An 11,068-nucleotide genomic window follows, 5' to 3' on the forward strand; every position below is an offset into this window, starting at 1 on the left:
GGGCTATATCCCTTATTAAATCTAGCTTATAGCTTTTTGTGTCCCCACGCCAGGCTTTATTATTGTAGTAATTTTTTGTATGATTTCTCTAGGTTTACGCTCATCTTCACTAAAAAATGATTTACAAATTCTTCAAAAACATCATAATTTTTATCAAAAGATTTATTCATTAGCGATCAATGCTGAATCTGGAAGTAGTTTAGTTTTTCCACCTGAGCCACAAACAAAGATTTTAAAACCGAATCACTCTTTTTGGAGTGCTTTAGGTGAGAATAGGGATAGTTATGCTAATAAATCTTTCTCCAAATATTTTAATTTAGAATCTGTATCCACATCAAAAAAACAATAAATCTAAGTTCTATCAAGGTTAGTATGGTAAAAATAGATTTTGGGTTTTCATAATTTGATCGATGCAATAAATCAGCTTCAACTATTTTTTCTCTGCACAAATTGTTTGATTTATTGTTTCTTAAACTCGGAGAGTGACAGAAGAGGGATATCTTGAAAAAGTTAAAAAAGATTCAAACCTGAACTCCGAACTCCTAACACCGAACCCAAGTTTTTAGTGTTTCTCTTGAATGCTTAATAGCTCTTCTGTTAATAATGGATTAGATAAAGCTTGATGGGATGCGATAAAAATGGAACGAGCTAAATCCCATTGATCTCTTTGAGTATTCTGACTGTCCCATTTTATAGGAAACTGCTCATGATTTGGTTGTGTTAGAGGTAAATAGACATATTGAAAATGTTGTTTAAGTTGCTCATAAATCCAAATTCTTGTGGGGCGGCATCCAGTACCAGAAGAACTTTGAGTGGGATTAATTGTGGGTTCTTCGCAAAAATTAACAGCGGCTTTTTCTCCAAAAGAAACACAAGTTTCTAATAACAACATTTTTGGAGTTCTTTTTGCCATAAAAGCAATAGCTTCTGCCGGTTTTTTGAGATGGTATAATAGTCCATAGCAATAGACAATATCAAATAGTTCTTGAAATTCTGGTTTAGGGTAATCTAAATCCAACTGTTCTACTCTAATTTTAGGATAGCGACTACGAATAACGTCTAAATTTTCTGGTCTAGATTCAGTGCTAACTATCTGACATCCACGATCAGTAAAAAAACTGGTGTGATCACCAATACCTGCTCCTACCTCCAAAACAGTAGAATCCGCTATGGGGAGATTTAGACTGGCTAAATGTTCTAAACGACGTTGATTAATTCTTTGGTAAAAGTCAGCTTGAAAAAAAGGAATTGGACTTGCTTCTTTTGTTTCTTGTTGATCGGTTTCAGTGGTTTTATTCGGTAAGGTATGAGAAGAAAGACTTGTCTTTTCTAAGTTTTCTTGTAGTAAAGATTTTACTTCCTCTAATACTCTAGAGTGTTTATTAAGAATAATTGTTTGAGTTCTTTGATCTGCAGATATTTCTGGTAACAATTTAATGGTTTCTTCAGTTCGTAATTGATTTAGCAGTATTTTGTCAATTTTTGCTATGATAAGATTTTTTATTTTTTTCAATCTTGTGATAAAAGATAACATACTCAATTACTCTGTTTCTGAATTTTAACCTGGGAAACACTGCCCCAACTATACTAAAAATTATAGTCGGGGTAATTTGTCATTTTGTTGCGAAGCAAGTCCTAATCTTCTTTTTTGATATTACTTAACCATTCCCGCAGTTGTTCCGCTGCAACTTCTCTCCCTCCTAAACCGAAGGACAAAGCAATGGCGGCGGCAATACCTCCTACCAATAAACCAAAAGCTAAATTAACGATATTTGGAGCAATTCCCATCTGTTGTAAAGCCATTGCCACTACAAAGATAAGAATAGAAATACGAGCAGTATGACCCAAAAATTTAGCTTGACGAGTACCAGAACTGGTAATTAAATTAAAGCAAAGATTAGCCAAATACAGTCCCAACGCCAAAACAGCTAAACCCACTAGAACTTGACCAGCGATCGCTAATAAAGTTCCCACCACTGTTCTCAGGGCTTCGATTTCGAGAATGTCTACCGCAGTCAAAGAAGCAATCAACATTGCCGCGACTAGAACAACAATCCCTGCAATTTCTGAGGGAGTTTTACTTTGAGTGGGGGTAGAAGTTTCTTCGCTGGTGGTTTCTGTAGTTTGGGGGGTTTGAACAATACCCAACCATTGGAAAATGTTATTGAAGCCGACACTATTTAAGACATTGCTCACCATGTCTGAGAGATATTGTCCCCCAACATAAGCCAATCCTAAAACAATAGTAGATGCAAATAATTTTGGCAGAAGAGTTAGGACTTGATTAAGCATTTCCGTAGCTGGTTGGGAAATAGCTTGGATTTGCAACGCGTCCAAAGCAGTTATGGCGACGGGGATTAAGATTAAAACGTTGACAACCGTACCAATAATACTGGATAAGGAGTTGCCATTAGCATCACCCGATAAGCCAAACTTTTCCCCCAACTGATTGATAGGGGTTGTAGCCAATAAACTGCTAACTACCCGTTGAATAATTTTAGCCACAACCCAACCCACAGCAGCGATAATCACCGCTCCAAGGATGTTAGGAATGATCGCTAAAATTTCGTCTAGAAGTCCTTGTACTGGAACTAAGGTTCCCTCGAGATTGAGGGTACTGAGGATTGAGGGTAAAAACAGTAAGAAAATAAACCAGTAAACAGCGTTACCGATAGTTTGAGCTACCGAGAGTTCTTCACTCCCTTCTCCTAAACGTTGTTCGAGATTAAAACTCCCCAAAACTCGGGTGATGATCATCTTCGACAAGGTAGCTAATAACCAAGCAATAGCGGAGAGAACCCCTGCTCCCAACAGTTTGGGTAAGAAACTGGTAATTTCTCCTAAAAGGGAATTGAGAGGTTGATAAACCGCCTCCAGTTGCAAGGTGTTTAAAAAAGCAACTACAGCAAAGAGAATAATCAGCCAATAGGCAAAATTCGATATCCATTCTTCGATAGGAATGGAACTACCCGATGAATCATCTCCTGCAATCCAAGCAGCGATTTGATTATCGATTTCTGTACTGTTGAGAAGTTTTTTAACGCCACCCTTGATAATGGAGGCAATAATCCAACCAACCAAGAGGATGAGTAGACCTTGTATCAAGGTCCAGCCATCGGTAAAAAGTCGATTCAATAAAGCAGGATCAACAATTGGGGTTTCTTGTACAAGAAACCAGCGGGTCAACATAGTCATGGTTTAACCTTTGAAACATTAAGCGGTATATTTTCGGTTTTAATATAACGAAATACCAACCTAATGTTCAAAATTGGTCAACTTAACCGAGACTATCTCTAACCGTCGAGCATAATCTAGTTGCTCTGCCCTAAGAGGGAGTTCCCGTCAAACTGGGAAGGGGTTGATGGGTTAAACAGTTCCAGTAGCCAGCGAATAAATTGGGATGGGGATAGGCTAAAGAAGCGATAGCAGGAGCCGCTGGAAAGGGCCATAGGCGATCAAAAACAATGTTTTGACCTTTGAGACTAAACTGTAACAAGTACAGGGATGTGGGAGCATCCAGGGACTCTAGTAACCCCTGGGCTAGATCGTGTAAGGAACGGCGTAAGGACTTTTTCAAGGTAATGGGTTGTTCGTAAGAATTAGGAAATGCGCCTTCTCCAATAATCTCCCCATAAATTAATTCTGTGGAAGTAACGGCAATGGGTAGCCACAAATCTCCCAAGGAGGTATCACCGATACTGGTTTTGTAGCCTAACATTTCATCAACCCACTGTCTTCTTCTTTTGACATCTTTGCAGTCTTGGTAAATTTTTTGTCCAGGAAAGGATAGACTGGGAGGAACTTCTATAGTTAGGGGACAATAGACGATACGGGAATCGGATTGGGGAACCTGAGCATTTTTTGACCATAGTGTGGCTGCTGCCATTACTTCAACCTGAGTTGAGGAATCATCAGCATGAATGGCTTTTTCTAGTGCCATAACCATTTTTTCGGTTGCAGGAGAAGCTAAATAAATGGTACCTTCAGCTTTTACCTGAGCATTGACGATAATTAAAGCTTTACGCATATCGGTTGTATGGTTGATCGAATCTTGTCTTTTCTAGTCGGTGGAGTAAATCTAAATAGACCCCTACTACAGAGATTACCCATGTTTACCCTTAACGATAAACAGGTAACGTGAAATGGAAGCAACTACCTTGTCCTGGTACACTGTCGACCCAAATTTGGCCGTAGTGGACACGAATAATTTTACGACATAAAGATAACCCTAATCCATAGCCTTCTTTTTCTTGATCCCGTTGCAAACGGAAGTGGCCTTCAAAAATTCGTTCCTGTTTTTCCTCGGGAATACCTGGCCCTGTGTCAGAAATACTTACTTGTACTTTTTGACTAGTTCGGTGGAGAATTGACAGGGTAATTTGTCCTCCCCCTGGTGTATATTTAATCCCATTGTCGATCAAGTTGACAATCACCTGACGGATTAATTCTTCGTCTGCATAAACTGGAGGCACGTCTTGAGGGATGTCCTCGACTAATGTTAAAGATTTTTCTTTTAATGATTCTTTATATTGCGCTAGGATTTCTTTGGAGAGTCTGGGTAAAAATACTTCTGTCTGTTGAACGTGCAACTGAGCATTCATACTTTTAGAAGCTTGTAAAATGTCTGTGATCAGACGATTCATTACCCGAAATTGGTTACGGGTTTGATTGAATAGTTGGGTTGTGAGTTTTTGTCTTTTTTCGCTGTCGTCTTGATCCTGTGCTAGTTCTAAGGTTTCTACTGCAATAGAAGCCGCAGTTAGGGGACTGCGTAAGTCGTGGGCTAACATGGCTAATACTTGATCTTTGAACTTGAGTTGCTCTTGCAAGTTTTCTTTATCTTTTTTCAGACGGAATATCTCATCGGAAAGCCGCATAAGTTCGGCTGAATATCCCATATGAGTGGATTGTTCGGGGGATTTCTCTTGATTATGATTTTCTTCTAGGGATGAAATCCATTTTGGCCACCATTTTTGCAACTGGTTGACTAGATTACTACCTGCTAGGGTTTGTCGGGGTTCTGGGATCACTTTAACCAAGGCCGGGGTAGCAACCAAGCGAAAATGCTCCACTAGGTGGGGTTGCTCGTGAATCTCAATGATTTCTAACTGACAAGTACAATTTTGGCTGACTGTTTTGATGTAATCTCGGATGGGTTGGATATACTCATGAGAGCTGGGACGCTCATCCACAAACAACAGTAATTGAATAGATGCAGCCTGATCGCTTTCAGAGGTTGTTTGATGTTTGGGTGGTTCTAGCACTGCAACTTAACACTCTACACTGACGGAAAAGGAAGGTTTTTTGAACAAGGGATTTTCTCTATCTATTTTATTCTAAATTCTTAAGATAGTATAAAATCAACTACACTTAATATTAAAGCTTAATGGTAAAAACTTCACTGTAATGGTTGAAAACGATTATGGCTCTTGGCTATGTTGCTCTTGTCCTTCATGCTCATCTCCCTTTTGTAAGGCATCCGGAACGGGATTATGTTTTGGAGGAGGAGTGGCTTTATGAAGCCATTACAGAAACCTACATTCCCCTGCTGCGGATTTTTGAAGGTCTACAACGGGATGGCATCGATTTCAAAATGACCATCAGTCTGACACCTCCTCTGGTGTCTATGCTACAAGATTCCCTCTTGCAAGAACGCTACAATGACCATCTCGCTAAGTTACAAGAACTGGTCATCAGAGAAATTGAAAATAATCAACACAACGGTCATATCCGCTATTTAGCGGAATTCTATCACCAAGAATTTACTCAAATTCGTACCACTTGGGAACAGTATCAGGGGGATTTAATTAGTGGTTTTAAACAATTTTTAGAAAGCAATAACCTGGAAATTATGACTTCTGGGGCAACTCACGGCTATCTACCGTTGATGAATATGTATCCTCAAGCGGTATGGGCGCAAATTAAGGTGGCCTGTGATCATTATCATGAGGCGTTTGGTCGCCCCCCGAAGGGTATCTGGCTACCAGAATGCGCCTATTATGAGGGGTTAGAAACTATGTTGGCCAAAGCCGGGTTACGTTACTTTATCATCGATGGTCATGGTATTTTGTACGGTCATCCTCGCCCCCGTTACGGTACTTATGCTCCTGTGTTCACGGAAGCAGGGGTAGCGGCTTTTGGGCGGGATCACGAGTCTTCTAGTCAGGTTTGGTCTTCTAAAATGGGCTACCCTGGTGATCCAGAATATCGGGAATTTTACAAAGATTTGGGTTGGGAAGCAGACTACGACTACATCAAGCCATATATCATGCCCAATGGTCAACGGAAAAATACGGGGATTAAATACCACAAAATTACTAATACTCAGGGCAATATGGACGATAAAGCCCTTTATGATCCTTACTGGGCGCGAGAAAAGGCGGCCGAACACGCCGGAAATTTTATGTATAATCGTGAGCAACAAATTGCCCATTTAGCCAATATGATGCAACGTTCTCCGGTTGTGGTTGCCCCTTATGATGCTGAATTATTTGGTCATTGGTGGTACGAAGGTCCCTGGTTCCTCGATTATTTATTCCGCAAAACTTGGTACGACCAAAATACCTTTGATATGGTTCATTTGGCCGATTATCTACGCCATAATCCCACTCAACAGTTGTGTCGTCTCGCTCAGTCCAGTTGGGGTTATAAGGGGTTTCATGAGTTTTGGCTTAATGATTCTAATACCTGGATTTATCCCCACCTCCACGAAGCCACAGAGCGGATGATAGAATTGGGGAACGTTGAACCGGCTGATAAACTAGAAGAAAGGGCTTTAAATCAGGCGGCTAGAGAGTTGTTATTGGCTCAATCTTCTGACTGGGCTTTTATTATGCGAACTGGAACGATGGTTTCTTACGCTGTTGAACGCACAAAAACACATCTCCTCCGCTTTAATCAAATTTATGATGATTTTCAACTAGGAACGGTTAACAGTACCTTACTGGAGAGCATTGAGGCGGTTGATAATATTTTTCCTAATATCGACTACCGAGTTTACCGCTCTTCCAAGGAAAAGAAATGGGAAGCATTTAAAGCAAAAAAATGAAGAATGAAAAGAATTATCTCTTCTACATTCTGCATTCTTCATTTTTTTCATTCCAGAATAATCTTTAATTACTTCCACTAAAAGTAACTTCTGGAAACTTGCTTTGTGCTTCCTTCATGGTAATGCTTTTACCTTGGTTACGGAGATCCTGCCAATAGTTAATCACTTCTGTAGCTTTATTTAATACTTCAATTCTTTCAGCTTCTAATATCCAGTGTTTGGCTTCTAACTCATCTTTTAATTGTTGCCAGGCATCGTTGCGCGGCCAGAAAAAATAAGCAGTCAAAGGACTGGTTCCTTTCCCTACTACTTGATCTACAGCGATCGCTACATTCGCATCCAACCATAGCACTTTTAATATAAATCTAGGGTCCAATTGCTCCTCCAGATAAATGACAATAGTATCTAATCATAGACAACTTATTATTATAACCTATTTGGTTACTGTTTTGCTATTAAATAGACTCATTGCTTTTTCAACACCCTCTTTTAAACTGGTTTCGATGGCATCAACCACCAGAGGGAAGGTTTTATCCATAATTTTCCATTCGTCGGGGGAAAAACGCCCTAAAACATGGGAAATAGTGTTATCTATTTGATTTGATTTGCCAATACCGATACGTAAACGAGGAAAATTTTGTCCTCCCAAATGAGAAATAATGGATTTCATCCCATTATGACCCCCTGCTGATCCTGATAAACGCATTCTCAGGCGACCAATGGCTAAATCCATATCATCATAAATGACCAAAACATCTCTAGGCTGCAGTTTATACCAGTCTGTTACTGCCCGTACAGATTGACCAGAACGGTTCATATAAGTAGAAGGTTTAAGGAGATAAATTTTTTGCTGATTTCGGCTGTTTCCCTCTGCTATTGTTCCTTGAAAACGTCGGTTTTCTTTCCAATAAAATTGCCAATTTTCAGCTAAAATATCAACTATTTCAAAACCAATATTATGACGGGTTTTATCGTATTTTGGTTCAGGATTTCCTAAGCCGACAATTAATTGAGGAATGATTAATGAGTTAGATTTTGCTGGAGGCATTTAGCTGATTCTTATATATTTCAATTTCTTATTCTATCTTAAAATAGATACAGATTTTAATTGATTGAGCAAAAAATCAAGGGTTTGACGATTTATGTTTACTAAAGCACAGGTTTTTTATACGTTATCTGTTCCTATAGAAGATATTATTGAATGGGCGATCGCTTTATTGATTTTAGGTTACGATAGTCCTAATCTTCGCATTTTAGCAGGACTAACCCCTGTCAATGATCGTTGGGAAGTGACTTATTATGTTAACAAAACCCTTGAAGATTTTAACCTAGCTGAGTTAACAGGAAAAACAGCAGTTTTTGCTTATACCTCTGTAATTTTAAGAGATTTTTTAGTGGGGAAAGTATCCCAAGAAAAAATGTTAGGAGAAATTTATGAATTGTCTCTATCTTGGGGTTACCTAGAAGAAATTTATGATTTCTATTTGTTGTGGAATGCCGTATATGATTTAAAATATAATGACATTCAATTTTATTGGCCAAATCTAACAAGGGATAATGTTGATACTATTATCAGAGAAGAGGCTCAAAAGTGGTTAAAAAAGTATGGTTAAAACAGAGATTTACAATTCTGAATTTACAACTCATTGACACTTCTCGGCAAAATAGGTCAAGATATGAATACAACGTAAACCTTTGTAAAGTTTTCCTTAGATGTCAATAGAACTTCTGTCACTCGATAACATTCAAGAAATTGCCCGTCAATACGGGTATTGGGCGGTATTTATTGGCATTGCCTTGGAAAATACTGGAATACCTCTTCCCGGAGAAACCATCACCATTGTAGGTGGTTTTTTAGCTGGAAGCGGAGAATTAAACTACTGGATCGTTTTAGGAAGTGCGATCGCAGGTGCTGTTATTGGGGACAATTTTGGTTATTGGCTTGGTCGTTGGGGTGGTTGGCCATTATTAGTTAAAGTGGGGAGCTTTTTCAATATTCCCTCGGAAAAATTAGAAGAAGTTAGGAAAAAATTCGGTAAAAATGCTGCCAAAGCAGTATTTTTTGGTCGTTTCGTCACCCTTTTAAGAGTGTTTGCCGGTCCCATTGCCGGTATCGTCCAAATGCCATATCATAGGTTTTTATTGTGTAACCTGGGAGGGGCAACAGTTTGGGCTTCGATTATGGTAACTGTTTCCTTTTTTGTAGGACGATTGGTTCCTTTACCACAATTAATCCATTGGATCGCTCAGTTTGGTATTGTAGCGTTAATTGGTGTGATTGGATGGCTAGGAATTACGTTGTGGTGGGAATTTGGTAAACCTCGATTAGAAAGGCAAGATTGACAAGCGTTGGAGGTTTATAATACCATTCAGTCCTTAAGATAATCATTGCAATTGATACAATTTCCCTGGATAAACCACGGTACAATAGAATTAGGATTGGTAATTATCAATCTTTGATTGTTCCGTTACAGCCCAAAAGCAAGATTATTGAACGTAAGGGAAAGACTACTGTATGCCTCAGTCTAATCTACATCTCATCGACTCCCATGTAGATAATCATCAGATTTCTGAACATCACTACAACACCCAGACTCCCCAACTTTATCAGCCAAAATTATCCTTAAATGAAGTAAACCAAACCCTAGAGAATGCCAACGCTCAAGAGGTTGTTGAATGGGCAAAGGATACCTTTGGAGAAGGATTGATCATGAGTACCAGTTTTGGTATTCAGGCGGCTGTTATGTTGCACTTAGTAACACAGGTGATACCAGATATTCCCGTTGTTTGGGTAGACACAGGGTATCTTCCAGCCGAAACATACCGTTTTGCCGATGAATTAAGCGATCGCCTCAAACTTAATTTAAAAGTTTATCAGTCTCCTTTAACCCCTGCAAGAATGGAAGCTCTGTATGGTAAACTTTGGAACCAACACGATTTAAATTCTCTTAATCGTTACGATTTTATCCGTAAAGTAGAACCGATGCAACGAGCATTAAAAGAACTGAAAGCCACTGCTTGGTTAGCTGGATTACGTCGTCAACAAACAGATCACAGAAAGTCCTTAGAACGAGTTGAACTACAAGGAAATCAATATAAAGTTTATCCTATTTTGACCTGGAATTCTCGGGACATTTATCATTATTTAACGGCACACGATTTGCCTTATCATCCCTATTTTGATAAAGGCTATGTTACCGTCGGAGATTGGCACTCTAGTCGCCCAGTAACAGCTGATGATGAAAGCGAAAGAGATAGTCGTTTTCATGGTGTTAAACAAGAGTGTGGCTTACATTTAGACCTATCTCCTGAAGCCGCCGAAAGTTTAGATTCTAGTACCCTTTAATATACCCGTACAAATGATAATTAGAACATTTTTCATCTACTTAGTTATCATCTTAAGGAGAAATGTCTGAGTATCTCAACTTAACCTGTGACAAGACCCCTCAATGCTATTGTGGTAGTGTTGAAGGGTTTTGTCGAATTCCTGTTATAACCAAAACCAACGCTGATATCTTGGCTAGATTTTAAAATGGTGTCATTAATTTACTGAGTTACTAGAGTTAGTATGCCCAGTTTTTGGGGAACTTTAAAACCGTACTATCTGAGCAAACAGATAAGCTAGGAGAATTAATGTTTCACACTTACTTTCAAAATACTTCTTGGAAAACTCTAGTCTTAAGTGCTACTGTTACTTGTTTGTCCACCATTACATTTTCATCAAAGTTATTAGCTCAACAAATAACCGATGATCTCTTTGATCTGAGTCAAGGAACGCAAATTATTAATACATCTCCTACTAATGCTAACCCTAGTGTTAATATTGGTAATATGTTTGGTGCTGGTGCAACCGCATCAAATGGGGACTTTCGAGCTTTTTTTCGGGATCGTTCCGATCCAAATCACTTTATTGAAATTGAAACACCTAACCCAGTAATTCTTGAAAGTTTTAGTCTTATCCTCTTAAGAGGTTTTTCTAGAAGACAAAAACCTGTACAATACTAGACATACCTGTACATA

General features: G+C 38.9%; 12 protein-coding genes. 6 read left to right on the plus strand and 6 right to left on the minus strand.

Annotation, left to right across the window (positions count from 1 at the left end):
• Positions 1-79: 79 nt before the first annotated feature.
• Positions 80-349 carry a hypothetical protein gene (locus P9B04_RS06290; protein ID WP_342054145.1) on the plus strand — a complete coding sequence of 90 codons (270 nt, stop codon included), beginning with the start codon at positions 80-82 and terminating at the stop codon, positions 347-349.
• A gap of 213 nt (positions 350-562) precedes the next feature.
• On the opposite strand, the gene P9B04_RS06295 is transcribed toward P9B04_RS06290, so the two are convergent.
• The 4 genes from P9B04_RS06295 to P9B04_RS06310 all read right to left on the minus strand — a co-directional run bounded on the left by P9B04_RS06295 (position 563) and on the right by P9B04_RS06310 (position 5,264).
• The gene (locus P9B04_RS06295) at positions 563-1,534 is read right to left on the minus strand and encodes a class I SAM-dependent methyltransferase (protein ID WP_342054146.1); all 972 of its coding nucleotides are present in this window, start codon (positions 1,532-1,534) and stop codon (positions 563-565) included.
• Positions 1,535-1,635: 101 nt separating this feature from the next.
• Positions 1,636-3,195 (minus strand): mechanosensitive ion channel, encoded by a 1,560-nt coding sequence (locus P9B04_RS06300; RefSeq protein ID WP_342054147.1) that lies wholly within the window; start codon positions 3,193-3,195, stop codon positions 1,636-1,638.
• 130 nt (positions 3,196-3,325) lie between these two features.
• Positions 3,326-4,027, minus strand: coding sequence for a hypothetical protein (locus tag P9B04_RS06305; protein ID WP_342054148.1), 702 nt, complete (start codon positions 4,025-4,027; stop codon positions 3,326-3,328).
• Between the two features lie 91 nt (positions 4,028-4,118).
• Positions 4,119-5,264, minus strand: coding sequence for a histidine kinase (locus P9B04_RS06310; RefSeq protein ID WP_342054149.1), 1,146 nt, complete (start codon positions 5,262-5,264; stop codon positions 4,119-4,121).
• A gap of 158 nt (positions 5,265-5,422) precedes the next feature.
• On the opposite strand from P9B04_RS06310, the gene P9B04_RS06315 reads away from it, so the two are divergent.
• Positions 5,423-7,048, plus strand: coding sequence for a glycoside hydrolase family 57 protein (locus P9B04_RS06315; RefSeq protein ID WP_342054150.1), 1,626 nt, complete (start codon positions 5,423-5,425; stop codon positions 7,046-7,048).
• A 64-nt stretch (positions 7,049-7,112) separates the two neighbouring features.
• Here P9B04_RS06315 and P9B04_RS06320 read toward each other — a convergent pair whose 3' ends face one another.
• Positions 7,113-7,436 carry a 30S ribosomal protein PSRP-3 gene (locus tag P9B04_RS06320; RefSeq protein WP_342054156.1) on the minus strand — a complete coding sequence of 108 codons (324 nt, stop codon included), beginning with the start codon at positions 7,434-7,436 and terminating at the stop codon, positions 7,113-7,115.
• A 45-nt stretch (positions 7,437-7,481) separates the two neighbouring features.
• Positions 7,482-8,096 carry an aminoacyl-tRNA hydrolase gene (pth, locus tag P9B04_RS06325; RefSeq protein ID WP_342054151.1) on the minus strand — a complete coding sequence of 205 codons (615 nt, stop codon included), beginning with the start codon at positions 8,094-8,096 and terminating at the stop codon, positions 7,482-7,484.
• A gap of 94 nt (positions 8,097-8,190) precedes the next feature.
• Between pth and P9B04_RS06330 the strand changes: the two genes are divergently transcribed.
• From P9B04_RS06330 to P9B04_RS06345, 4 genes are all read left to right on the plus strand, one after another.
• Complete coding sequence (locus tag P9B04_RS06330; protein WP_342054152.1) at positions 8,191-8,661, plus strand: hypothetical protein; 471 nt, start codon at positions 8,191-8,193, stop codon at positions 8,659-8,661.
• A gap of 100 nt (positions 8,662-8,761) precedes the next feature.
• The gene (locus tag P9B04_RS06335) at positions 8,762-9,391 is read left to right on the plus strand and encodes a DedA family protein (RefSeq protein WP_342054153.1); all 630 of its coding nucleotides are present in this window, start codon (positions 8,762-8,764) and stop codon (positions 9,389-9,391) included.
• A 172-nt stretch (positions 9,392-9,563) separates the two neighbouring features.
• Positions 9,564-10,394, plus strand: a complete 831-nt coding sequence (gene cysH / locus P9B04_RS06340; protein WP_342054154.1) for a phosphoadenosine phosphosulfate reductase — start codon at positions 9,564-9,566, stop codon at positions 10,392-10,394.
• Between the two features lie 287 nt (positions 10,395-10,681).
• Positions 10,682-11,053, plus strand: coding sequence for a hypothetical protein (locus P9B04_RS06345; RefSeq protein ID WP_342054155.1), 372 nt, complete (start codon positions 10,682-10,684; stop codon positions 11,051-11,053).
• Positions 11,054-11,068 lie beyond the last annotated feature (15 nt).

It is taken from the genome of Crocosphaera sp. Alani8 (genome assembly GCF_038442745.1).
Taxonomy (GTDB): Bacteria; Cyanobacteriota; Cyanobacteriia; order Cyanobacteriales; family Microcystaceae; genus Crocosphaera.

What these genes read in the sequence shown, in the direction of transcription:
- pth (WP_342054151.1), bottom strand. Translation starts at nt 8,096, where the DNA reads ATGCCTCCAGCAAAATCTAACTCATTAATCATTCCTCAATTAATTGTC.
- cysH (WP_342054154.1), top strand. Translation starts at nt 9,564, where the DNA reads ATGCCTCAGTCTAATCTACATCTCATCGACTCCCATGTAGATAATCAT.
- P9B04_RS06290 (WP_342054145.1), top strand. Translation starts at nt 80, where the DNA reads ATGATTTCTCTAGGTTTACGCTCATCTTCACTAAAAAATGATTTACAA.
- P9B04_RS06295 (WP_342054146.1), bottom strand. Translation starts at nt 1,534, where the DNA reads ATGTTATCTTTTATCACAAGATTGAAAAAAATAAAAAATCTTATCATA.
- P9B04_RS06300 (WP_342054147.1), bottom strand. Translation starts at nt 3,195, where the DNA reads ATGACTATGTTGACCCGCTGGTTTCTTGTACAAGAAACCCCAATTGTT.
- P9B04_RS06330 (WP_342054152.1), top strand. Translation starts at nt 8,191, where the DNA reads ATGTTTACTAAAGCACAGGTTTTTTATACGTTATCTGTTCCTATAGAA.
- P9B04_RS06345 (WP_342054155.1), top strand. Translation starts at nt 10,682, where the DNA reads ATGTTTCACACTTACTTTCAAAATACTTCTTGGAAAACTCTAGTCTTA.
- P9B04_RS06305 (WP_342054148.1), bottom strand. Translation starts at nt 4,027, where the DNA reads ATGCGTAAAGCTTTAATTATCGTCAATGCTCAGGTAAAAGCTGAAGGT.
- P9B04_RS06315 (WP_342054150.1), top strand. Translation starts at nt 5,423, where the DNA reads ATGGCTCTTGGCTATGTTGCTCTTGTCCTTCATGCTCATCTCCCTTTT.
- P9B04_RS06335 (WP_342054153.1), top strand. Translation starts at nt 8,762, where the DNA reads ATGTCAATAGAACTTCTGTCACTCGATAACATTCAAGAAATTGCCCGT.